The sequence below is a fragment of the Taklimakanibacter deserti genome (assembly GCA_003574785.1).
The window spans coordinates 41,005-62,916 of the sequence record QORU01000009.1 but is presented as its reverse complement, the minus strand read 5'-3'; the positions used below and the strand labels follow the sequence as shown (position 1 = coordinate 62,916).

The 21,912-nt window shown below is 63.3% G+C and carries 23 protein-coding genes; 2 read left to right on the top strand and 21 right to left on the bottom strand.

Going from position 1 to position 21,912, the window contains the following annotated elements:
* Window positions 1-65 precede the first annotated feature (65 nt).
* Window positions 66-908, top strand: a complete 843-nt coding sequence (locus tag DS839_RS19500; RefSeq protein ID WP_162918671.1) for a universal stress protein — start codon at window positions 66-68, stop codon at window positions 906-908.
* Window positions 909-953: 45 nt separating this feature from the next.
* Window positions 954-1,634 carry an HAD family hydrolase gene (locus DS839_RS19495; protein ID WP_119272138.1) on the top strand — a complete coding sequence of 227 codons (681 nt, stop codon included), beginning with the start codon at window positions 954-956 and terminating at the stop codon, window positions 1,632-1,634.
* 40 nt (window positions 1,635-1,674) lie between these two features.
* Here the strand turns inward: DS839_RS19495 and DS839_RS36585 are convergent, their stop codons facing one another.
* The 21 genes from DS839_RS36585 to DS839_RS19395 all read right to left on the bottom strand — a co-directional run bounded on the left by DS839_RS36585 (window position 1,675) and on the right by DS839_RS19395 (window position 21,847).
* Window positions 1,675-1,935, bottom strand: a complete 261-nt coding sequence (locus tag DS839_RS36585) for a helix-turn-helix domain-containing transcriptional regulator (protein ID WP_162918670.1) — start codon at window positions 1,933-1,935, stop codon at window positions 1,675-1,677.
* A gap of 9 nt (window positions 1,936-1,944) precedes the next feature.
* Window positions 1,945-2,808, bottom strand: coding sequence for a DMT family transporter (locus tag DS839_RS19490; protein WP_119272137.1), 864 nt, complete (start codon window positions 2,806-2,808; stop codon window positions 1,945-1,947).
* A gap of 10 nt (window positions 2,809-2,818) precedes the next feature.
* The gene (locus DS839_RS19485; protein WP_119272136.1) at window positions 2,819-3,265 is read right to left on the bottom strand and encodes a GNAT family N-acetyltransferase; all 447 of its coding nucleotides are present in this window, start codon (window positions 3,263-3,265) and stop codon (window positions 2,819-2,821) included.
* Between the two features lie 91 nt (window positions 3,266-3,356).
* The gene (locus DS839_RS19480) at window positions 3,357-4,388 is read right to left on the bottom strand and encodes a class II aldolase/adducin family protein (RefSeq protein WP_119272135.1); all 1,032 of its coding nucleotides are present in this window, start codon (window positions 4,386-4,388) and stop codon (window positions 3,357-3,359) included.
* Window positions 4,381-5,886, bottom strand: coding sequence for a glycerol-3-phosphate dehydrogenase (locus tag DS839_RS19475; protein ID WP_119272134.1), 1,506 nt, complete (start codon window positions 5,884-5,886; stop codon window positions 4,381-4,383). The genes DS839_RS19480 and DS839_RS19475 overlap by 8 nt, the downstream gene beginning before the upstream one ends.
* A 4-nt stretch (window positions 5,887-5,890) precedes the next feature.
* The gene (locus tag DS839_RS19470; protein ID WP_119272133.1) at window positions 5,891-6,931 is read right to left on the bottom strand and encodes a 2-hydroxyacid dehydrogenase; all 1,041 of its coding nucleotides are present in this window, start codon (window positions 6,929-6,931) and stop codon (window positions 5,891-5,893) included.
* Complete coding sequence (locus DS839_RS19465) at window positions 6,924-8,489, bottom strand: FGGY family carbohydrate kinase (RefSeq protein WP_119272132.1); 1,566 nt, start codon at window positions 8,487-8,489, stop codon at window positions 6,924-6,926. Before DS839_RS19465 ends, DS839_RS19470 begins: the two co-directional genes overlap by 8 nt.
* A complete protein-coding gene (locus tag DS839_RS19460) occupies window positions 8,486-9,610 on the bottom strand; it encodes an ABC transporter ATP-binding protein (protein ID WP_162918698.1) in 1,125 nt (374 codons plus the stop codon). The genes DS839_RS19465 and DS839_RS19460 overlap by 4 nt, the downstream gene beginning before the upstream one ends.
* A complete protein-coding gene (locus DS839_RS19455) occupies window positions 9,607-10,692 on the bottom strand; it encodes an ABC transporter ATP-binding protein (RefSeq protein WP_119272130.1) in 1,086 nt (361 codons plus the stop codon). Before DS839_RS19455 ends, DS839_RS19460 begins: the two co-directional genes overlap by 4 nt.
* A 2-nt stretch (window positions 10,693-10,694) precedes the next feature.
* Window positions 10,695-11,552 (bottom strand): carbohydrate ABC transporter permease, encoded by an 858-nt coding sequence (locus tag DS839_RS19450; protein WP_119272381.1) that lies wholly within the window; start codon window positions 11,550-11,552, stop codon window positions 10,695-10,697.
* A 4-nt stretch (window positions 11,553-11,556) separates the two neighbouring features.
* A complete protein-coding gene (locus tag DS839_RS19445) occupies window positions 11,557-12,483 on the bottom strand; it encodes a carbohydrate ABC transporter permease (RefSeq protein WP_162918669.1) in 927 nt (308 codons plus the stop codon).
* Window positions 12,484-12,579: 96 nt separating this feature from the next.
* Complete coding sequence (locus DS839_RS19440; RefSeq protein WP_119272129.1) at window positions 12,580-14,019, bottom strand: ABC transporter substrate-binding protein; 1,440 nt, start codon at window positions 14,017-14,019, stop codon at window positions 12,580-12,582.
* Between the two features lie 30 nt (window positions 14,020-14,049).
* The gene (locus tag DS839_RS19435; RefSeq protein WP_119272128.1) at window positions 14,050-15,072 is read right to left on the bottom strand and encodes a sugar-binding transcriptional regulator; all 1,023 of its coding nucleotides are present in this window, start codon (window positions 15,070-15,072) and stop codon (window positions 14,050-14,052) included.
* A 119-nt stretch (window positions 15,073-15,191) separates the two neighbouring features.
* Window positions 15,192-15,605 carry a type II toxin-antitoxin system VapC family toxin gene (locus DS839_RS19430; protein ID WP_119272127.1) on the bottom strand — a complete coding sequence of 138 codons (414 nt, stop codon included), beginning with the start codon at window positions 15,603-15,605 and terminating at the stop codon, window positions 15,192-15,194.
* Window positions 15,602-15,853, bottom strand: coding sequence for a type II toxin-antitoxin system VapB family antitoxin (locus DS839_RS19425; protein ID WP_119272126.1), 252 nt, complete (start codon window positions 15,851-15,853; stop codon window positions 15,602-15,604). The genes DS839_RS19430 and DS839_RS19425 overlap by 4 nt, the downstream gene beginning before the upstream one ends.
* Before the next feature lie 73 nt (window positions 15,854-15,926).
* A complete protein-coding gene (locus DS839_RS19420) occupies window positions 15,927-16,664 on the bottom strand; it encodes an SDR family NAD(P)-dependent oxidoreductase (RefSeq protein WP_119272125.1) in 738 nt (245 codons plus the stop codon).
* Between the two features lie 33 nt (window positions 16,665-16,697).
* Window positions 16,698-17,774 carry an ABC transporter ATP-binding protein gene (locus tag DS839_RS19415; protein WP_119272124.1) on the bottom strand — a complete coding sequence of 359 codons (1,077 nt, stop codon included), beginning with the start codon at window positions 17,772-17,774 and terminating at the stop codon, window positions 16,698-16,700.
* Between the two features lie 10 nt (window positions 17,775-17,784).
* Window positions 17,785-18,612, bottom strand: a complete 828-nt coding sequence (locus tag DS839_RS19410) for a carbohydrate ABC transporter permease (protein ID WP_119272123.1) — start codon at window positions 18,610-18,612, stop codon at window positions 17,785-17,787.
* Between the two features lie 11 nt (window positions 18,613-18,623).
* Window positions 18,624-19,517, bottom strand: a complete 894-nt coding sequence (locus tag DS839_RS19405) for a carbohydrate ABC transporter permease (RefSeq protein ID WP_368911783.1) — start codon at window positions 19,515-19,517, stop codon at window positions 18,624-18,626.
* A gap of 130 nt (window positions 19,518-19,647) precedes the next feature.
* On the bottom strand, window positions 19,648-20,907 hold the full coding sequence (locus DS839_RS19400; protein WP_119272122.1) for an ABC transporter substrate-binding protein: 1,260 nt from the start codon (window positions 20,905-20,907) through the stop codon (window positions 19,648-19,650).
* Window positions 20,908-20,950: 43 nt separating this feature from the next.
* On the bottom strand, window positions 20,951-21,847 hold the full coding sequence (locus tag DS839_RS19395; protein ID WP_119272121.1) for an N-acetylmuramic acid 6-phosphate etherase: 897 nt from the start codon (window positions 21,845-21,847) through the stop codon (window positions 20,951-20,953).
* Window positions 21,848-21,912: the final 65 nt, after the last annotated feature.

The following is a 21,912-nucleotide window of genomic DNA, read 5'->3' as shown; positions in this document are numbered from 1 at the left end:
CTATATTAATGGAGGTGTTCCCACGCTTCGCGCGGGGTGAACGTGCCCAACCTGGGAGAAGGACAATGTCCTACAAGACCGTTCTCGTCGCCCTCAACGAAATCAACCGCCTCGATGCCCTGAATGCCGCAGCTGCCCGGATTGCCGCGCTCGACGGCGCTTTCGTGCGCGGCCTCTACACCATCCCGGCCGCGCAGATCTATCCTTCGACCGGCTTCGAAGCCGTCCCGCAGATGTTCGAAGGCCATCAGACCTTCTTCAAGAACAATCTCCCCAAGGTGCGGAACGCCTTCGAAGCGGCCATGAAGCAAGCCAAGCTCGAGCAGGAATTCGTCTCCGTCGAAGGCCGCTCGCCTTTGATCTCGGACGAGATCATCAGCCATGGCAAGTCCGCCGACATCATCATCGCCAGCGCCACCGACCCCTCGGAGGTCTCGGGCGTCGAGCTCGACTGCATCGAGCGCATACTGGTCGGCGCCGGCCGCCCGCTTCTGGTCCTGCCGCGCAGCAACGAGCACAAGCTCGATCTCGACCGCATCGTCATCGGCTGGAATGGCGGGCGCGAGGCCGCCCGCTCGGTGTTCGACGCGCTGCCGCTGCTCCGGGCGGCGAAGGCGGTCGATGTCGTCTGCGTCGATTCCAAGAATGAAGAAAGAGTGACGCCGGAGCAGCCGGGCCGGCGCATCGTGGCGACGTTGCAGCGGCACAAGGTGAAAGCCGAGGCCAGGACGATGGAAAGCGGCGGCGAGAGCGCCGGCAAGGCGCTGCTCAAGCGCGCCGCGGAGATCGATGCCGGCCTTCTGGTCATGGGCGCCTATGGCCACAGCCGCTTGCGCGAATTCGTCTTCGGCGGCGCGACGCGCCATGTGCTCGACGACATGACGCGTCCCGTCCTGATGTCGCATTGACGGACACTCCCCAAGGGGTGAGAAGACGGGCTGAGGAGATTCATCATGCCTGTGCCGAAACCCGCCTTTCTGTTCGATCTCGACGGCACGCTCGTCGACAGCGTCTATGATCACGTGCTCGCCTGGCATGATGCGCTGCTCGCCGAAGGCATCGAGCTGCCGGTCTGGCGCATCCATCGCCGCATCGGCATGTCGGGCGGCCTCTTCGCCAACATCCTGCTCAGGGAGATCGGCGGCGAATTGAGCAAGGAGCGCATCGATCACATGCGCCGCATCCATGCCGAATCCTATGCCCGGCGCTCGGGGAAAGTCAGGCCTTTGCCCGGCGCTCAGGCGCTGCTCAAATATCTGAGCGATGCCAAGATCCCCTGGGCCATCGCCACCAGCGGCCGCATGGAGACCGCCGGCCCCGTGCTCAAGACCCTGGGCGTCGATCCGAAGACGGCGGTGGTGGTGACGCGCGACCAGGTGCGCTTCGCCAAGCCCGATCCCGATCTCTTCATCGAGGCGGCCGACCGCCTCGGCATCGACATCACCACCGCTTCGGTGGTCGGCGATGCGATCTGGGACATGCTGGCGGCGCGCCGCGCCCGCGCTCTCGGCATCGGCCTCCTATCGGGCGGCTATGGCGAGGAGGAATTGCTCCGCGCCGGCGCCTATCGCGTCTTCACCGAGCCCGCCGACATGCTGCGCCATATCGACGAGATCGGCGGCCGGCAGGCCTGAGCGGCCGGCACTTTAACACTCGGACTCATCAAAACTGTTGCTATCCCTCTATTCCGTCATCCCGGAGAAAGCCGGGATCCACAAAATTCTTTCCACGCGGGCAGCGCTTCCCGGGTTGCGCTTTTTCAGGGGATCCCGGCTTTCGCCGGGATGACGGATTGAAAGAGAGTGCGATGGCGACAAGCCCCAAGGCATCGCGGATTTCCTCAATATCGCCAGTCTCGAGCGCCAGACTAATATAGGCCACTCGCCGTTCGGGAGTGTCGAGATGCTCGGATGCATCAAAGCGCTTCAGTATCATGATAGTTGGCTACTTCAGGCTCGATCGCAGCACCAAGGCTGGCGCGGCGAGGATAGCCGCGAAGCCCGCAATATCTGTGAGGCTCGGCCGGTCTCCCACTAGGAGCATGGCCGATAGCACGCCGACGACGGGGACTGCGAAGCTGAGCAGTGCCGATGTCGAGGCGGCGTTGCGCGAGAGGATCGTGAACCACAGGAGATAGGCGCCGGCCGTGGCACAGACGATGTGGAACAGAAAGGCGCCGGCCACCTTGGCCGAAACCGCGGGCGGCAGCGCTTCGCCCGAGATCGCGAGGCCGGTCAAGGAGATCGCGGCACCGATCATGAGCTGATAGGCGGTGGTAGCGATGGGATCGCCCTTGAGCGGCCATTTCTTGAGAACGATGGTGCCGAGCGCCCAGGCCAAAGCGGCGAGGATGGGCAAGATGATGCCCAAGGTCTGACCCGATTTAAAGACCGGGATGGCGAGCAGGCCTATGCCGATCGCGCCGATGATGACGGCCATCACCTTCTCGCGGCCGATCGGCTCACGCAGGATGAGTGCCGCCAGCACGACCGACCAGATGGGCATCGTATAGGTGAGGATCGCCGCCTGCGATGTCGTCGTGCTGAGTTGCGCGAAAGCCGTGAAGATATTGAAGGCGGCGATATTGAGCGTGCCCGCCACGAGCAAGGGCAGAAGCGACGCACGCTCGACGCGAAGGCGACGACGCAGCATCAGCGCGACGGCGAGCAGCAAGAGGCTGGCGCTGCCGAGCCCGATGCCGCGCAGGACGAAAGGCGGGAATTCCTGCAGGACGATCTTGATCGCCGGCCAGTTGAACCCCCACAGCAGAGCGAGCAGGACCGGAAAAAAGCTCTCCCGCCTTATCATAGGGTGCGAGCTAGATATTCTTGCGATAGACGATGAAGGAAGAGCGCGGCGTGATCGTGTCATAGAGCGAGCGCGCGGCGCCGTTATATTCCTGGGTCTGCCAATAGACGCGGAAGGCACCCTTCTCTTTCGCTTTGTCCTCGCAGGCGAGGATCAGCGCCTTGGCTGCTCCGCCGCCCCGCGCCTCGGGGTCGACGAAGAGATCCTGAAGATAGCAAATGGGCTTCAGGCTCCAGGTGCTGTCATGGAAGAGATAGTTGCAGATGCCGATGACCTCGCCGTCCCGCTCGGCCACCAGGCCGTCGATCTTGCTCTTGGGATCGAGGATCTGAGCCCAGGTATTGGCAGTCACCTCTTCCGCCACCGAGGCCCGGTAGAATTTGAGATAGCCCGCCCACAGCTTGCGCCACCTCGCTTCGTCCTTGGACTGCGCGGGTCTTATGACGACATCGGACATCGTGGAATTCCTCTTGCGTGGTTATGGCCCTTTATGTCCCGACGATGCGCGCCCGACAGGGCCACTTTCATGAAACCGAACCATACCACCATCACGCAGTAGGCAGGGACTGCCGGTATTTCTCCGCGTCCCAGTTGACGAGAGCGAGCTCGTCTTCACGCGTCAGGATGCGGATGGGATCATCGGCGGCAAGCCTCACCGCCACATCGGCCAGGCAGCGCGCCATGGCATGGATCGCGGGCGTCGCGTCCTGAGGCAGAAACACGCCCTCGCCTGGCACCACGATGAGCTTGGGCTCCGGGCGGCCGGTCAAGCCGATGCGCCGCGCGGCAGTCCCTGGCGCTTCGCCGGGCTCGGCGACGGCGATGCCGGCGCCCAGGAAGACGATATGGTCGGGATAGAGCGTCCCCTTTCGCGCCTGGGCAAGGCTCACCGGGTCGAGCGCCAGAGAATGCACGCCGGGATCGGGCGAGGGGACATAGGCGCTGCCCTGGGCGAGGCTTGCCAGGCGGGGCTCGGGCCCGGCACGCATTGGACGCGCCGGCCGGGTCAAGGCTTTGACGACCCGGTCCAGGAGCTCTTCCGCTTCGGCGACCGTTTCCGCGGCCACGACCAGCCCATGATTGCAGAGAATGAGCACATCCGTGTCGGGCTTGAGCCTCTTGCGGATCTCGCGGGCGAGCGGCAGGCCCGGCCGGTGGTAGGGCACGAAGGCCCAGCGAAAGCCCGCGAGCATCGGCGCGAGGATGGCTTCGGCATCCGCGCGCACCGCGAGCGAGATCGTGGCGATGCAATGGACATGCACCACGATCCTTTGCGCCAAGCTCGCATGCACCGTCGTCTCGATCGAGGGCCGCAAGCCCAGACTGTTCAGGTCACCGCGGACGAAATCGGCGCAGGTCTCGCAGGCCGGATCGTCGCGTCCAAGTGCCGCGAGCAACGGATCGAGGGCGACGGGAACGAAGATGTCGCGGGCCAGCGCATGCTGAAGCCAGGTGCCCGAGGCTTTGATCCACATGACGCCGTCCTGCTTGAGCGACGTATTGCCGCCCGCGGCCTGGACCAGCAACGGATCGGCGCCGACCCTGGCCGAGAGCGCCTTCAGCGCCGACATTTCACGCATCGTTCCAACCTTTGAGATAGTTGCGGACGGCCGTGGCTTCATCGGGCTTCAAGTGAAGCCCATGCTTGGTGCGCCGTTCCAAAATATCTTCCGCCGTCTGCGCCCATTCCGCCTCGCGCAAATAGGAGATCTCCCGCTCGTAGAGCAAGGCGCCGAAATGCCGGCCGAGATCGGTGAGCGATCGCGCGCCGTGGAGAAGATCGAAGGCCATGCCGCCATAGAGCCGGGCATAGTGCTGCGCCAAGGGAGCGCTGATCCAGGGATAGTGCTTCTCCAACAGGGCAATGAAATCCGCAAAACTCTTGGCGCCCTTGAGATCGCCGCCAGGCAGGTGTGCGGCGCTTGTCCAGTCTCCGGTCATTTGCGGGAAATAGGGCTTGAGCTTCTCGAGCGCATGCTCGGCAAGCTTGCGGTAGGTGGTGATCTTGCCGCCGAAGACTGAAAGCAGCGGCGGCCGCCCGTCGCCGCCATCGATGTCGAAGACATAATCGCGCGTGACGGCGGAAGGATTGGCGGCATTGTCGTCATAGAGCGGGCGCACGCCGGAAAAAGCCTGGACGATGTCGGTGCGCTTGAGCTCGCGCGTGCAATAGCGATTGACCACCGCCAGGAGATAATCGATCTCATTGTCGTCGATCGCGACGTCTTCCGCCTTGCCCTCATAGGGAATATCGGTCGTGCCGATGAGACAGAGATTGTCCTGATAGGGATTGACGAAGATCACGCGCTTGTCGTGGTTCTGGAACAAATAGGCATGAGGTCCGTCCCAGAATTTCGGCACCACGATATGGCTGCCCTTGACGAGGCGGATGCGGCGGTTGGAATTGACGCCCGAGATGCGGGTGAGCACGTCCTGGACCCAGGGGCCGGCCGCATTGACCACGACACGCGCCTCGACGCGCCGCGATCCTTCGGCGCCCTTCAAATCGACCTGCCACAGCCCGTTCTCGCGCCGCGCCGACACGGCCGCCATGCGGGTCAGGACCTCCGCCCCCCGGTCGCGGGCGTCGATGGCATTGAGGACGACGAGCCTTGCGTCATCGACCCAGCAATCGGAATATTCGAAGCCGGTCTTGAACTCCGGCCTGATGATGCGGCCTTCCGGACCCCGCGCGAGATCGACGCGCCGCGAGCCCGGCAGCAGCTCGCGCTTTCCCAGATGGTCGTAAAGAAAGAGCCCGAGCCTGATGAGCCAGGCGGGCCGCTGCTCGGGCGAATGCGGCAGCACGAGCCGCATCGGCCAGATGATATGGGGTGCCGCCCTGAGCAGCACCTCGCGCTCGGTCAGGGCCTCACGCACCAGGCGGAATTCGTAATATTCGAGATAGCGCAGGCCGCCATGGATATATTTGCCCGAGCGCGAGCTCGTCCCTTGCGCGAGGTCGTCCTTCTCGGCGAGCACGACCGAGAGGCCGCGGCCAGCGGCATCGCGGGCGATGCCGGCGCCATTGATGCCGCCGCCAATGACCAGGAGATCGACCGGGCCCCGCTTCGCCATGGCCTCAGCACCGGTTGACGGGCGGCTCACCCGCGAGATAGCGCCTGACCTCTTCCGCCGCGAGCCCTGCCGCATAGGTGACGGTCTTGACCGACGCGCCGGCGATATGCGGGGTGAGCGTCACGTTCTCGAGCTTGAGCAGCGGCCAGTCGGGCGGCACGGGCTCGATGGCAAAGGTCTCGAGCATGGCGCTCCTGATGCGCTTGTGGAATAGCGCTTCATAGAGCGCGTCATAATCGACCAAGGGTCCGCGCGCCGTGTTGATGAGGATGGCGGAGGACTTCATCTGCCCGAGGGTTTCGGCATTGATGAGCTTTTCCGTCTCCTTGGTCACGCGCGGATGCAAGGTGACGACATCGGACTCAGCCAGCAGCTTTTCGAGCGAGACCTGCTCCACGCCATCGGCAAGATCGGCGGCTGAGAGCTGGATATAGGGATCGGCCACCAGGATGCGGCAGCCGAAGACCTTGAGAAGGCGCACCACGCGCGTGCCGATCTCGCCATAGCCGATGACGCCGACCGTCATTTCGGAAAGCTCCTCGCCGGTGCGGTCGGCGCGGTAGAGGTCGCCGCGCCATAGGCCCTGGCGCAGAGCGTCGTGCCCCCTGGTAATGAGCCGCGTCTCGGCGAGGATGGCGCCGATGGTGAATTCGGCGACCGCCGAGGCGTTGCGGCCCGGCGTGTTGACGACCGTGACGCCGCGCTTCTTCGCCGCTTCCATGTCGATATTGACCGGGCCGCCGCGCGACACGGCAACGAATTTGAGCTTGGGGCACTGGTCCATGATCGATGCCGACAAGGGCGCCAGATGCGTCACCAGGATCTCGGCGCCGTCGATCAGGGCGACCGTCCCCTCTTCCGTACCCATATATTCCTTGAGGCCCGCCATGCCGGTCTTGGCATAGCCGTGCTCCATCGGCTCATCGGGCCAGGCGAGATCATGGGCGCTGATGTCGAGCTCAAGCCTAGGGCATTTCTCCCGGATCGCCTTCTCGAACATGTCGGACCGCATGAAATGGTCGCCAATGATCACCAATTTACGCATGAGCACCTTGCCTTGAAGCCTGGAGCGCGCGCCAGACGCCGCGCATCTGCTCCCGGGTCTCCTGATAGACCGGGAATGTCGTGTCGAAGAGTTGCGTCAGTCCCGCATCGGGCTTCGTCTCGGGCCCGAGCACCGGATCGACCCATATGCGGGCGCAATCGTCCATGCTGGGAAAGACCTTCTGCTGGACGGCGGCGATCATCGCAGCACCTGCGGCCCCGGCCTCCTCGCGCAATACGCTGCGCACCGGCGCCTTGAGGGCGCTGGCGAAGAGCAGCCGCAGCGCTTTGGAACGTGCCCCGCCGCCGGTGAGCCGGATGTCGCTGGGCAACGGCCCCATTGCCGTGTAGCAGTCCCGCGCGGCGAAGCTCAGGCCTTCGAACACGGCGCGCATGAGATCGGCATAGCCCATGCCGGCCTCGAGCCCGGTGAATTGCGCCCGTGCCGCCGCATCGAGGAACGGGCCGCGCTCGCCCGCTTGCGAGATATAAGGATGGTAGATGAGCTGCCCGCCCGGCCGCGCCAGGATCGTATCGTCGAGCCCGTCGAGCAGATCCTTGCGCGAGCGCTCGATGCCCTGGGCTTTGAGCACATCGCGCCCGACATCGAGAAGCCAGTCGATATTGAGAGTGGACGCCATGTTGGACTGCATCTGCGCCAGCATATTGGGCGCCGGGAAGGCCATGGTGTAGCCGGTGCGCTCGGGGTTGAGCTTCACCTTGGCGGCCGAGGGCGCGAGCCGCATATGCATGCCGGTCGAGCCCGCGATCGAGCAGCCGACCCGGCCCTCGCGGTCGAACAGGCCGCCGCCGAGCCCGGTGCAGACGACATCGACGAAGCCCAGAATGACGGGCGTGCCGGCGGCGAGGCCCGTGGCTGTAGCGGCCGCGAGGCTCAGCCCATGCGACTGCTCGGTGCCGTCGACGATCTCAGGCAAGAGCCGCTTGGCTTCCGGAGCGTCGAGCGCATCGAGAATATCGGGCGCATATTTGCGGGTTCGGTAGTCGCCAAAGGTGAAATTGGCTTCCGAGGGATCTGAGACGCGCTCGCCCGTGAGCTTGAAATAGAGCCAGTCCTTGCAGTGATGCGATGAGTGCGCGCGGGCGAGCACCTCCGGCGCATGGCGATTGAGCCAGGCGAGCTGGACATTCTGCTGACAGGCATTCACACCCGTGCCGGTGCGCTCATAATGCGCCGCGTAGGATGGGGAACGGGTGAATTCCTCGGCGATCGATGCGGCGCGCGAATCGAGCCACAGCCAGGCGGGCGCTACGGGCTCACCCTCCTTGTCGATCAGCCACATGCCGTCGCCCTGGCCGGTGACGGCAATGGCGATCACGCGATTATTGAGATTGTCGATCTTGTCAGCGAGCTCGCGTAGAGTTTGGGCAGCGTCTCTCCAGGTGCGCGCCATGTCCTGCTCGACCCCGCCATTCTTGAGCGTCGCATAGCTGTTGGCAATGGCGGTCACCGCAAGCTGCTCGCCCGCGGCCGAAAAGGCGACGGATTTGATCACCGACGTCCCGGCATCGATGCCGATGAGGATATCGGCCGTCATGCGAGCGCGGCCCCATGGGCGATCGCGGCACCATCGCCGGAGGTGAAGACATGGAGTTCCTGTGGCGCGATGCTGAGGAACACCTCGCTGCCGGGCGGGGCAGCGATCTGCTCATGCGAGACCGAGACGACGGTGCGCCCGGCGATCTCGGCGGCGATATGGGTCTGGTCGCCGAGCCACTGGCAGGTCACCACGCGGGCTTTCAGGCCCTGTCCGCCAATATGCACCGCATGCGGCCGCACGCCGAGCATGAGCGAAGGCTCCCGCTTCAGGCGCTGGCGCAGCGGGTCGGAAAAATCGGCCGCCTTGTAGACGAGGCTCTGGCCCTCGCCGCCTTCGATCGTGAAGGCGATCCTGTCGCCGTCATCCTTCATCCGGACCGGGAAGACATTCATCGGCGGCTCGCCGATGAAGGTGCCGACGAAGAGATTGGCGGGCCGGACCTTGAGCTCGGCGGGCGTCGCATATTGCTGCAGCACGCCGCCTTCCATGACGGCGATGCGGTCGGCCAGCGCATTGGCCTCGGTCTGGTCATGCGTCACCAGGATGGTCGTGCAATTGTGCTCGCGCAGATAATGCTTGATGCGCCCGCGCAGGACGGCGCGCAATTGCGGTTCGAGCTGCCCCATCGGCTCATCGAGGAGATAGAGCCCGGCCTTGCGCACCAGCGCGCGGCCGAGGCTGGCCCTCTGCTGCTGGCCGCCCGAGACCGAGCTTGGATATTTGTTGAGCACATCGCCGATTTCGAGGAGCTCGGCCATGTCCTTCACCCGCTTGCCGACATCTGGGGCTGCGAGCCTCTGGGCCTTGAGCGCAAAGGAAATATTCTCGGCGATGGTGAGCGGCGGATAGAGCGAATAGGTCTCGAAGGCCATGGCGACCTGGCGCTGCGCCGGGGGCAGCGCATGGATGAGCTTGCCGTCGAGCGCGATCGAGCCTCGCGTCACCGTCTCGAAACCGGCGATCATGCGTAAAGTGGAGGTCTTGCCGCAGCCGGAGGAGCCGAGGAGTGCGGTGATCTCGCCCGGCTTCACCGAAAAGCTCAGATCCTTGACCGCATGCACGGCGCCCGAGCCATAGATCTTGTCGACATTCTGAAGCACGAGTTCGGAGGACATCAGGCACTTCCTCCGGTCAGCGCTTCGCCTGTTTCGTGATCGAACAAGTGGGCTCCGTTCAGACTGAAGGTGACCTCGACCCGGGTCTCGGCCTTGGGGATCGCCGTCGACGAGGACGGCAGCGACGCCAGGAGCTCTGCTCCCGCCGCGGTTTGGAGCAGGAGCACGGTGCGCTCATTGAGCGGCGTCACCGCCATGACCTGCGCCTTGAGTCCCGTCCCGTTGCCTTGCCTGACGGTGATCGCTTCCGGCCTGACACCGAAAATGACCTTCCGGCCCGCCCAGGCTTCATAGGAAGGGTCGACCGCCAAGCGCTCGCCGGCGAGAGCGATGCTGCCGTCATCGCCGATCGTCGTCTCGGCGAGATTGATCGTCGGGTCGCCGAACAGACGCGCGACGCTCAACGTTGCCGGCTTGCGATAGATGTCCTCCGGCGTTGCCACCTGGACGAATTTGCCATCGGCGAGGACAGCGATGCGGTCGGCCAGCGCCATGGCTTCCTTGTAGTCCTGGGTGACATAGAGCACGGTCGATTTCGCCTGGCGCAGGAGCCGCGGCAGCTCGAGACGCATCTCGAAGCGCAATTTGGCATCGACATTGCGCAAGGGATCATCGAGCAGCAAGAGCTTGGGCGATGAGGCGAGCGCCCGCGCCAAGGCGGTGCGCTGCTTCTGGCCGTTCGACAATTCCCTTGGCGCATGCCCCAGTACATGGTCGATCTTCAGGAGCTTGGCGACGCGCGCGACGCCGTCCTTGACCTGGGGCTCGCCTTGCGCGCGCGCCCGCAAGGGACTTGCGATGTTCTCGAAGGCGTTGAGATGTGGGAACAGCGCGAAATTCTGGAACGCCATGCCGACATCGCGATGCTCGGGCGCCACATCCGCCATGTCCTGGTTGTCGATGCGGATCTTGCCCGATGACGGCTCCTCGACACCGGCGATGAGGCGGAGCAGCACCGTCTTGCCGGTGCCGGAGGGGCCGAAGATGACGACGATCTCGCCCGCATCGGCACTGAGCGAGATGTCGTCCAGGACCTTGTTGGTCTTGAAGGATTTGGAGACGGCGGTGAGTTCGAGATGCGGCATGATCAACCCTTCACCGCGCCGAGCGACAGGCCTTCGACCAGATAACGCTGCGCATAGAGGGCGAGCGCCAGCGTCGGCGCGATCGACAGCACGATGGCGGCGGCGATTTGGCCATATTGGATGCCGGATGCGGTGACGAAAGCAAGCGCCCCCACCGTCACCGGCTGCTTGTCGGCGGAAGCGAGGATGAGCGCGAAGATGAAATTGTTCCAGGCGAAGATGAAAGCGAGAAGACCGGCGGCGGCGATGCCGGGCATGGCGAGCGGCACGGCGATCTTGCGGAAGGTCTGCCACCAGCTGTTGCCGGCGATGCGGTAGGCATGTTCGATATCGGGGCTGATATCCTCGAAATAGCCGCGCACGATCCACAGGATGAGCGGCAGGCAGATGAGCTGATAGACCCAGATCAGGCCTATATAGGTGTTGGTGAGGCCGAGCTGCTTGAAATAGAGAGTGAGCGGCAGGAGCACGAGCAAGGGCGGCGCGAAGCGGAAGGACAAGAGCGTGAAGGCGATATCCTCGCCGAGGCGGAAGCGGAAGCGCGCGAAGGCATAGGCCGCCGGCACGCCGAGGATGAGCGCCAGCGCCACCGAGAGCGTCGAGAGCAGCACGCTGTTCCACAGGTTCTTCATGAAAGCGATGTCGAGATTGCCGGCCGTGGTCTTGAGCGTGCCGGTGATCAAGGCCGAGTAGTTGGAGAGCGTCGGCTCGAACACGATGCTGGGCGGGATGCGCAGGATCGTCTCGTTGGTCTGGAACGACATCAGTACGATCCAGAAGATCGGGAACAGGAAGAAGATCATCACCAGGGCGATGAGGATGCCGCGGACGACCCGTTCGAATGTGGAGGTGTGATCCATGGCTTCACGCTCCGCCATGCGCGCGTTCGCGCAGTTTGAGCCACTGCTTGATGAAGATATTGGAGAGCAGAAAGGTGATCGCCCACAGGATGATGAGCAGCGCCGCCGAGCGCCCGACATTCGTGTACTGGAAGAATTCGAGATAGGACTGGACCTGGAACACCATCAGCGTGTCGCCGGGCCCGCCTTGCGTCATCGAATAGATGATGTCGAACTGCTGGATGGAATCGAGGAGCCGGAACAGCGAGGCGGTGATGATGTAAGGGAGCAGCATCGGCAAGGTGATGCGGAAGAAGACGAAGCTCCTGGGCACGCCGTCGAGGGCTGCCGCTTCGAACGGCGCCTTGGGCAGCGAGCGCAGGCCGGCGAGCAGCAGGATCATGATGAAGGGCGTATAGACCCAGACATCGACGAGCGTCACGGTGAGGAGCGCGGTCGAGGGATCGGACGCCCATTTGAAATTGCTGAAGCCCAAAAGGCTCACGAAATAGCTGAGGATGCCGAAATTCGGGTTGGTCATCAGCTTCCACATCAGCGCCGCCAGCGCCGGCGCCGTCATCAGGGGAAGCAGCAGCAGGATCGAGGCCAGATTGTTGAAGCGGGTCGGCTTCTGCAGGAGGAGCGCAATGCCGAGGCCGAGCAGCAATTCGACGCCGACGGTGACCCCCGCATAGACGAGCGAGATCTTGACCGTGTTCCAGAAAGCGGCGTCGCTGAGGAAATTGATATAATTGTCGAACCAGATGAAGCCCTTGAGCTGCGGCAGATTGAGCCTGAAGCGCATCAGCGAATAATAGACGGCGGTGATGAAGGGTATGAGGATCCCGATGCAGACCAGGAGCGCCGGCAGGCTCAACAGATAGGGCAGCGCGCGGCGCAGGAACCGGCTCGAGGTCTTGGGTCTGGTCATGTGGTCGGCTGCCGCGGTCATGATGCTGGACCGTTCTCCATCCAACTATAGATCATCGTGAAGGGTTGCACAGCCCGGCCGGGAGGACGTGGCCGGGCTGTGCGGTTGAAGCAGCGTCTAGCCGAGACCGGCATCCTTCAGCTGCTTGTCGACATTGGCGGCGAGCTGGTCGAGGCCTTCATCGACCGGCACCTGCTTGGCCACCATCTTCTGGAGTGTCTCGGCCCACTGGGTGGTGAGGTCGAAGAACAAGGGCTGCGCCGTGAAGTAGATCTTGGCCCCCGGCGCCGACGTGTCGTGCTGGTTGAGATAGCCCGGATAGGACTTGTCGATGCGGCTTCTGAACTCCTCGTCCTTCCACACCGAGGCGCGGACCGGATTGACGAAGTCCATCTTGCGCGCGCCGAACAGGTCGTGCTCGACCGAGGACGCCCATTGCAGGAAGTACCAGGCGGCGTCCTTCTGGCCTGAGAAGTTCGACAGCGCCAGCGACCAGATCCACACATTGGGCGTGGGCGCGGAGGCCTTCGGATTGGCGGCGAAGGGCGCATAGCCGATATTGCCCTTCTCCTTGTTGTCGCCGCCATTCATGAAGTAGCCGAGAATGTCGGCATCGAAGATCATGGCGGAAGCGCCGGCGCCGAGATCGGTGCCGACCTGATACCAGGTATAGGTCGACCAGTTCTTCGGCCCCGATTCCTGGATCATCTGCACCCATTGCTTGTGGAAGGCTTTCGATTCGGCGGTGTTCATCGCCGCGGTGAGCTTGCCGTCGGCGACGGTGAAGTCCCGCTGGCCGAAATTCGAATAGCCCGACAGGAAGCCCGGATGGATCGTCGCCCAGGAGCGCGAGCCGCGCACGCCGACGCCATAGGGTCCGCCCAAGTCCTTGGTGAGCTTCGCCGAGGTGGCAACGAGCTCGTCGAGATTCTTCGGCGGCTGGACGCCCGCCTTCTCGAACATCTTCACATTGTAGGAGAGGTTGTTGAGCTCATAGCCCCAAGGGATGCACCACTGCTTGGCATCGGCCGAGCCAAGCTCGCCGCCCGGCACGCCGTTCCAGGCGGTCGACGCACGCAAGCCCGGCAGCACGTCGTCCCAATTGTAGTTGGGGTTCGTCTTCGCCGGGTCCTTGATATATTCGTTGAGATCGGCGATCCAGCCGGCGGGACCATAGGTCCAGGTCATATAGGCGCCGGTCATGAAGGCATCATATTCGCTCGAGCTCGAGGAGAGCGCTGCCGTCACCTTGTCGAAATAGACGTCCTCCGGGAAGACGTCATAGGTGACGTCCATGCCGGTCATGTCCTTGAAGGTCTGCAGATTGGCGATCATCGCATCGGCGTAAGGATGCTTGTTGAGCAGGAGTTTCAGCTTCGTGCCCTTATGGGCCATCCAGTCGAAATCCGCCGCCATGGCGCGCGATTGCGCGGCTGTCAGCAGCATGCCGCCGGCGGCGGCTGAAATTCCGAGCTTGGCCGAAGTGCTGAGCAATTCGCGCCGCGAGAGCTTGCCGGCGACGAAAGCGTCGAACAGCCCTTTTTCTTTCTCGTACATTCCCATTTTCCTCCGTTGGTTGGATAGTCGTCAGGCAGTTGCGGTCTTGGCGCCGTTCTTGTTGCCGGGTTCTGCGCCCGCTTCCTCCCCCGTCAATTGCCGGGCGGTCGATTCGTCGGTGATGAGGCCGGTCAGGAGACCGCTTCTCAGCACCGCGCGAATGGCTTTCATCTTGTTGCGGCCGCCGGCGATGGCGACCATCTCGCGCCCGCGCAACGTCTCGATATCGGGAGCGAGTGCGCGGTCGGAGAGATCGTTCGGCACGCGCCTGCCATTGTCGTCGAAGAACGAGCCCAGCACTTCGCCGAGCGCGCCGGCACGCGCCACCTCTTCGATCTCCTTGGGCGCGATCATGCCGGCGGAGGTGATGAAGCCCTGATTGTCGACCTCGCCGATGCCGACCAGATGCAGGCTCGCCTCGCGCGCCAGCGCCACGACGTCGGCGATGCCGAATTGCGACAGCAGCACGGCTTTGTCCTGGACGCTGTTGGCGAAGAACGGCACCGGGAGAAGATAGGCTTCCGAGCCCGTGCGCTCCGACAGGCGATGGATCACGTCATATGGATTGGCGGCGAAGCGTCGCGTGAGGCCGCCGAGCAGCGAGACGAATTTGACCTGCGGTGCGGGCGAGCTGGGCAGGAAATCGATCGCCGCGGCAAGGGTGCGGCCATGGCCGACGCCAATGGTCTTGTGCAGCGCGCGGTCGATGACGTTGCGCAAATAGCGCGCCCCCGCCATGCCGAGCGTGCGCAAGGGCAAGGCGCCTTCATCGATATTGGGCACGACCTCGCAATGACCGAGGCCGAATTGTTTTTTGAGCTGTTCTTCGAGCCCGACGCAGCCGGCGATCGGCCCTTCGACAAAGACGCGGATGAGGCCGTCACGGCTGGCGCGCGCGATGAGCCGATGCGCCTTCGTGTTGGGGATATGGAGCTTCTCGGCGATCTCGCCCTGGGTCTGGCCGCCGGCAAAATAGAGCCAGGCGGCGCGCGCCGCGAGGGTCGATTCCTCATCGAGAGTGAGATTTGACCGTGGCTGGTCCAACGCTCCCATCCGTTTGCAATTTTTTTCGTTGGCTGCAATATTTTTCAATCTCGGACACGAGTCAATGAAATTCGTCGCTGCAGCGCATCAAGCGCATGACGAGAGAAGGCGTGAGAATTAGAGAATACTTAGAAATCCCAAGGAGATATGAGATCTAGACTCGTTGTCTCAAAGTCCGTCAAATTGCGGGTCGCGAGACGCCCACCGTTCACGCGAGCGATTGCGGCAATCATACCGTCGGGTGCAGACATGGGGCGTCCTTGCCTTGTCGCGGTGCCCATGATTTCCCCGTAGGCTAGCGCCGCATCCTCCGTCAGTCCGAAGATGCGAGATGCGAAGCGATGCCGCCATTCGGATAAACTTCGCTCCAGCCTAAGTGCACGCTGATCGGGTCGTATTTTCTGAATACCAAACGCGATCTCAGCGATCGTCACGGTGGGAAGCGCGAGTTCGCCATCATGGCGAGCAAGCCAGGCTATAACGGCTTCATTCGGCTGCTTCCTTAGGGTCTCGGAAACGACATTCGTGTCGAGGAAGATCAAAGGTCTATGCCCGAATGTTTCTTCCGGTTTTCCTTGATCACGGCCTCAAGGTCGATGTCGTCAGCGTCGCTCTCGGCAGCAAGACGAGCATAAAAAGATGCGGCCGGCTCCCGACCGGCCTCACGAATCTCATAAGCTTCCAGAGCCCGCTCGACGATATCCGCGATCGAGCGGTTCTCCCGACGAGCCAGTCGGTGAGCGAGATCGCGCGCTCTGGCGCTACGGACGGAAAGTTGGGGTTCTGCCATCTGGGCCTCCTATCCAGATCCAATATAAGCGATGAGAGATCTGCCATCAAGATGGCAGACGCTGGCATGATGGCTAGGCCGGAGGCTGGCAGCGTGTATAGAGCCCGGTCTTGAAATCGAAGATCACGCCGTTTTGGTCGAAACCGGGGCTGAGCATGGTGAGGATCGCGGGCGCCAGCGCCTCGGGCAAAGGCACGCTATCGGGATCTTCGTCTGGCCAGGCCTCGACCCGCAATTCGGTGCGGATCGGTCCCGGGCTGATCAGATTGGCCCTCACCGCCGTGTCCGCGATCTCATGCGCATAGACGCCGACCAGGGCTTCGAGCGCCGCCTTGCTCACCGCATAAGGCGACCAGCCGGCATGGCGCTTCCAGGCCACGCCCGAGGTGACGAACAGGGCGCGCCCGCCAGGGCTCGCCTTGAGCAGCGGATCGAGCCGGTGCAGCAGCCGGAAATTGCCGGTGAGGTTGATGGTGAGCGCCGCTTCGAATTCGGCCGGCGGGAGATCGCCCACCGCCCGCTTGGGCCCCAGGATGCCGGCATTGCCGAAAAGTCCGTCGAGGCGATCGAAACGGTTCCGAATCGATTCGCAAAGACGGTCGATATCGCCGGCCGAGCCCATTTCGCATGCCGCCAGAGTGGCTTCGCCGCCCAATGATTTCGCTTCCGAATCGAATCCGCGAAGCGCTTCGAGGCTGCGCGCGGTCGCTATGACATGGGCGCCGGCGCGGGCCAGGGCCTGGAAGGCGGCCCGGCCGATGCCGCGCGAAGCGCCGGTCACCAGGATGATGCGGCCTTTGTGATCAGACAAGGAAGCCTCGCTCTTTTCCTGCGCGGGCCTGCGTCAGCCGATGCGCTGCCCCGCTTCATCGAAGAGATGTGTATGGCCGAGCGTGGCGGTGAGCGTCACGGCCTGGCCCGGCTCGCCGGTCGCACCGCCCCTCACCTCGGCGATGATCGGCTTGCCCGATCCGGTCGAGACATGCGCATAGCCGGTCTCGCCCAGCCTTTCAACGATGTCGATGCGGCCTTCGAGCTTGAGATCGCCCGTGCCGCCGACCGCGAGATGCTCGGGGCGCACGCCCAAAGTCACCTTACGGCCTTTCCCGACGCCATTGCCGGTAAAGCTGACGCTGGTCGCGTCGGCGAGCCTGACCGAATAGCCCTTCTCCGTCACATCGCCGACCTCGCCCTCGATGAAATTCATCGCCGGCGAGCCGATGAAGCCCGCAACGAACATATTGGCCGGCTTGTAATAGAGATCGAGCGGCTTGCCCGCCTGCTCGATCCGGCCCTTGTTCATGACCACGATCTTGTCGGCGAGCGTCATGGCCTCGACCTGGTCATGCGTCACATAGACGATGGTCGCCTTCAGCATCTTGTGCAGCTTGGCGATCTCGATGCGGGTATTGACCCTGAGCGCCGCATCGAGATTGGACAGCGGCTCGTCGAACAGGAAGACCTTGGGCTCGCGTACGATGGCGCGGCCGATGGCGACGCGCTGGCGCTGGCCGCCCGACAATTCGCGCGGCCGCCTCTTCATCAGCGCCTCGAGTTTGAGGATGCGCGCCGCCTCGCCGACCCGCCGGTCGATCTCCGCCTTGGGGGTGCCGGCAAATTTGAGCCCGAAGGCCATGTTGCCATAGACGTCCATATGTGGATAGAGCGCATAGGACTGGAACACCATGGCGATCTCGCGCGCCGCGGGTGCTAGATCATTGACCTTTTTATCGCCGATCCTGATCTCGCCGCCCGACACCGTCTCGAGCCCGGCGATGGTGCGCAGAAGCGTCGACTTCCCGCATCCCGACGGCCCGACCAGCACCACGAAGCTGCCGTCTGCGATGGTGAGGTCGATGTCCTTCAGCACCTCGACGCTGCCGAAGGATTTGTTGAGATTGTCGATCTTGACTTCCGCCATGGAGGCCTCGTTACTTGACCGCGCCCGACGTCAGGCCGCGAATGAGCTGACGCGAGAAGAGCGCGTAGAGGATGAGCACCGGGATGATCGCCACCGACAGCGCCGCCAGCACCGCGTTCCAGTCGGTGACATACTGGCCGATGAACTGCTGGATGCCGAGCGTGATCGTCTGCTTGCCGCCGCCCGGCGACAGCAGCAGCGGGAACCACAGATCGTTCCAGATCGGGATCATGGTGAAGACGGCGACCGTCGCCATCGCCGGGCGGATGAGCGGCAGGATGATGCGGAAGAAGATGGTGTATTCGCTGACCCCGTCGCAGCGCGCCGCCTCGCGCAGATCCTTGGGGATCTGGGCGATGAATTCCGACAAGATGAAGATGGCGAGCGGCAGGCTCTGCGCCGTATAGACGAGGATCAGCGCGGTGCGCGTGTTGACCAGGTTCATGTCGGCGACGAGCTTGAGGATCGACACGCTGCCGAGCCTGATCGGCACCATGATTCCGATAGCGAGATAGATGCCGAGCAGCGTGCTCCAGCGGAAGCGGTATTCGGTGAGCGCCCAGGCCGCCATCGCGCCGATGATGAGCGTGATGAAGATGGTGGTGACGGTGACCGAGATGCTGTTGAAGTAATAGAGCGGCACGGCCGAATCGGCGAACACCTTCTGATAGCCGATCAGCGAGAAGCTTTCCGGCCCCGGCAGCGCCAAGGGCGAGCCGAAGATCGCCTTGCGCGACTTGAACGAGTTGTAGAGCACCAGCAGGATCGGGAAGATCGCCAGCAGCGTATAGGCGCCGAGCACCAGATGGACGGCAACGGGACCGAGTTTGCGCCGCATCTTCCCCTCCTTCAGAAGCTGTAGCGCTGGATGCGCCGCTGGATGACGAAGAGATAGATCATCACGCCGACCAGGATGATGATGAACATGAGGGTCGCCACCGCCGAGCCCATGGCGGGATCGCCGACCTGGAGCTGGTAGCCGAAGAAGGTGCGATAGAACAGCGTGCCCATGATGTCGGAAGCAAAATTGGGCCCGGCGAGCGCGCCTTTTACCGCATAGATGAGGTCGAAGGCGTTGAAGTTGCCGACGAAGGTCAGGATCGAGACGAGGCCGATGGTGGGCAGGATCAAGGGCAGCTTCACATAGAAGAAGGTGCGGATCTGGTTGAGCCCGTCGACGGTCGCGGCATCGGTCAGATCGTCGGGGATGGCGAGCAGCGCCGTGTAGATCAGGATCATCGGCATGCCGATGAACTGCCATACCGAGATGAGCGACAAGGTGACGAGCGCGCTCTCTTCCTGGCCAAGCCAGGGCGCGAACAGCGCTCCGAGACCGAAGAAGCCGAGGAAGCCTTTCGAGATGCCCCACAGCGGCGACAGGATGAGCTGCCAGATGAAGCCGATGATGACCACCGACAGCATGGTCGGCATGAAGATGAGGGTGCGATAGCCGGTGCGGAAGGGAAGCTTCGGCAAGCTCAGGAGTGCCGCCAGCGCGATGCCGATCGGATTCTGCACCAGCATATGAATGAGAAAGAAGATGCAGTTGTTGAGAAGCGCGTTCCAGAACGGCTTCGACCACAGAGGATCGAACAGCAGCGTGCGGAAATTGTCGAGGCCGATGAAGCTCTTCACCCCGCCTTGGCCCGCATCGAAGGTCGACAGCACGATCGTCGCGATCAAGGGATAGATGGAGAAGAGCGTATAGATCGCGACCGCGGGACCTAAGAAGAACAGCAGCATCAGGGCATAGGAAGCCCGCGATGTGCCGATCACATCGCTGCCGCGCGATCCTGCTCCTTCTGCCATGCCCTCAAACCCCATGAAAAAGGCGCCGCGCCTCATGAAGCGCGGCGCCCCCGGTCATTCTGCTCTATTTCTGATGCGGCGCATACCACTTCGCCAGCCCGTCCTCGAGCTGCTTGGCGGCGTCCTCGGGCGAGAGCTTGCCGTTCAGCACCTGAGCCGAGACGTTCCACATCTCGTTTTCGAGATTGGGCGTGCCGCGCGACAGGATCTGGTAGGAATTGCGGATCGTCGGCTTGCACTCGCCCCGCCAGTTGACGAATTCCTGCGCCACGTCGTCCTTGATCGTGACCTTCGCATTGGAGAGCGGATAGAAGCCCGGCAGCTCATTGGCGAAGATATTGGCGAATTCGTCCGAGGCGACCCATTCGAGGAACACCTTGGCGTCGGCCTGGTTGGCCGACTTGGCATTGATGCCGATGCCGATATCCGTGTGGTCGGAGATGTAGCATTCGCTCGCCCCCTTGGGCAGCGGCGGCTTGAATGCCCCGAACGGGAAATCCGCCTGGGCGCGGAAGGTGGCGATGTCCCACGAGCCCGCCGGATAGATCGCCGCCTTGCCGAGGGTGAACAGGTTCTGGCTGTCGGGATATTTCTGCGCCTGATAGCCGTCACCCATATAGGGCGCCCATTTGGCGAGCGTTCTGAAGGTCTCGACATATTCGGGATCGGTGAGCTTCGCCTCGCCCTTGATCAGCTTCTGGCGGCCTTCCTCGCCCTTCCAGTAATTGGGCCCGATATTCTGGAAGCCCATGGTGGCGGCTTCCCACTGGTCGGCGGTGCCGAGATCGATCGGCACATAGGTGCCGTCGGCCTTGATCTTGTCGAGAACGGCGAAGAACTCTTCCTCGGTCTTGGGCACCGAAAGCCCGAGCTTCTCGAAGGCTTCCTTGTTGTAGATGAAGCCGTGGATGACCGAGCCCATGGGCAGGCAGAAGGTCGTCTTGCCGTCATCGGTCTGCCAGGCGCTCTTGGCGACATCCGAGAAGCCGTCCATGCCCTTGAGGTCGTTGAGGGAGACGAGATGGCCCTTGGTGAAGAGATCGAGCGAGGCATCGAAAGGCCGGCAGGTGATGATGTCGCCCGCCGTGCCGCCTTCGAGCTTGGCATTGAGGCTGGCATTGTATTCGGCTGGCGGCGAGGGCGAGAAGGTCACCTGGATGTCCGGGTGCTTCGCATTGAAGGCCGGGATGATCTTGTCCTTCCAGATCGTCGCATCGTCATTGCGCCAGCTCTCGATGGTGAGCGAGCCGGCGAGCGTTGCGCTCGCCATGCCGGCGAGCGCGGTCGCGGCCAAAAACAGCCTCTTCAAACCAGATGTCATCATGGTATTCTCCTTCCTCTTCTCCCTGTGCCGCGGGTGAGCGGCGTTACCTAAATCCCGCCAGATGTTCGAGCGCGAGCCGCAGATTTCCGTTTGTCTTGGCGAGCAGCGCCTCCGCGGCGGCGACGTCCTTGGCGCCGGCGCAGATGAGCGCCGCCGGCGCCACATGGCCGTCGGTCTCGGCCAGCGCCTTGCCGGCGGCGGCTTCATCGACCTTGGCGATGTCGGCGACCATGCGCTCGGCGCGCTTGCGCAATTTCGCATTGTCGGCCTGGAGCCGGATCATCCAGCCGTCATAGATCGCCCCGAGCTTGATATGGGCGAGCGTCGAGATGAGCCCCAGCGCGCATTTCTGCGCCGTGCCGGCGCCCATGCGCGTCGAGCCGACGATGACCTCCGGCCCGGTCGCGAGCAGGATCGCATGATCGGCGACCGCGAGCAGCGGGGTCTTGGGATTGTTGGCGATGGCGATGACAGTGGCCTTCGCCGCCTTGGCGGCGCGGGCGGCGATGAGCGTGAAGGGCGTCGCTCCCGAGGCGGAGAGCGCGATCACGGTATCGGCAGGTGTGAGCGCGAGCGCGGCGATGCCGGCGAGCGCCGCCTCGGTGTCGTCCTCGGCCTTCGCATCGATGTCGAAGAGCGAGGCCTCGCCGCCCGCGATCACGAAAGCGATGCGCGATCTTTCGAGCCCGAAGGTCGAGGGCAGTTCGGCGCCGTCCTGGACCGCGATATTGATGGAGCTGCCGGCACCGGCATAGACGATGCGTCCGCCTTGGGCGAGGCCCTGGGCCAGGGCTTCAGCCGCCTTGGCCACGGCCGGCAGCGCCTCTTTGACGGAAGCGACGGCCCGCGCCTGGCCCTCGGCCAGAAGGCTCAGAATCTGCGCATCGTCCCATTGATCAAGGCCGCGCGACGACCCGCTGACGCTCTCCGTGAAACTCATTCCGCCCACAACCTGAATGTTTATTTTATGGAGGCGGACAATACCAAAATACTACCATATGTCCA

Bases quoted from the DNA above. Each gene is read 5' to 3' on its own strand.
- DS839_RS19500 (WP_162918671.1), top strand. From the start codon at position 66: ATGTCCTACAAGACCGTTCTCGTCGCCCTCAACGAAATCAACCGCCTC.
- DS839_RS19495 (WP_119272138.1), top strand. From the start codon at position 954: ATGCCTGTGCCGAAACCCGCCTTTCTGTTCGATCTCGACGGCACGCTC.
- DS839_RS36585 (WP_162918670.1), bottom strand. From the start codon at position 1,935: ATGATACTGAAGCGCTTTGATGCATCCGAGCATCTCGACACTCCCGAA.
- DS839_RS19490 (WP_119272137.1), bottom strand. From the start codon at position 2,808: ATGATAAGGCGGGAGAGCTTTTTTCCGGTCCTGCTCGCTCTGCTGTGG.
- DS839_RS19485 (WP_119272136.1), bottom strand. From the start codon at position 3,265: ATGTCCGATGTCGTCATAAGACCCGCGCAGTCCAAGGACGAAGCGAGG.
- DS839_RS19480 (WP_119272135.1), bottom strand. From the start codon at position 4,388: ATGCGTGAAATGTCGGCGCTGAAGGCGCTCTCGGCCAGGGTCGGCGCC.
- DS839_RS19475 (WP_119272134.1), bottom strand. From the start codon at position 5,886: ATGGCGAAGCGGGGCCCGGTCGATCTCCTGGTCATTGGCGGCGGCATC.
- DS839_RS19470 (WP_119272133.1), bottom strand. From the start codon at position 6,931: ATGCGTAAATTGGTGATCATTGGCGACCATTTCATGCGGTCCGACATG.
- DS839_RS19465 (WP_119272132.1), bottom strand. From the start codon at position 8,489: ATGACGGCCGATATCCTCATCGGCATCGATGCCGGGACGTCGGTGATC.
- DS839_RS19455 (WP_119272130.1), bottom strand. From the start codon at position 10,692: ATGCCGCATCTCGAACTCACCGCCGTCTCCAAATCCTTCAAGACCAAC.
- DS839_RS19450 (WP_119272381.1), bottom strand. From the start codon at position 11,552: ATGGATCACACCTCCACATTCGAACGGGTCGTCCGCGGCATCCTCATC.
- DS839_RS19445 (WP_162918669.1), bottom strand. From the start codon at position 12,483: ATGACCGCGGCAGCCGACCACATGACCAGACCCAAGACCTCGAGCCGG.
- DS839_RS19440 (WP_119272129.1), bottom strand. From the start codon at position 14,019: ATGTACGAGAAAGAAAAAGGGCTGTTCGACGCTTTCGTCGCCGGCAAG.
- DS839_RS19435 (WP_119272128.1), bottom strand. From the start codon at position 15,072: ATGGGAGCGTTGGACCAGCCACGGTCAAATCTCACTCTCGATGAGGAA.
- DS839_RS19425 (WP_119272126.1), bottom strand. From the start codon at position 15,853: ATGGCAGAACCCCAACTTTCCGTCCGTAGCGCCAGAGCGCGCGATCTC.
- DS839_RS19415 (WP_119272124.1), bottom strand. From the start codon at position 17,774: ATGGCGGAAGTCAAGATCGACAATCTCAACAAATCCTTCGGCAGCGTC.
- DS839_RS19410 (WP_119272123.1), bottom strand. From the start codon at position 18,612: ATGCGGCGCAAACTCGGTCCCGTTGCCGTCCATCTGGTGCTCGGCGCC.
- DS839_RS19405 (WP_368911783.1), bottom strand. From the start codon at position 19,517: ATGCTGCTGTTCTTCTTAGGTCCCGCGGTCGCGATCTATACGCTCTTC.
- DS839_RS19400 (WP_119272122.1), bottom strand. From the start codon at position 20,907: ATGATGACATCTGGTTTGAAGAGGCTGTTTTTGGCCGCGACCGCGCTC.
- DS839_RS19395 (WP_119272121.1), bottom strand. From the start codon at position 21,847: ATGAGTTTCACGGAGAGCGTCAGCGGGTCGTCGCGCGGCCTTGATCAA.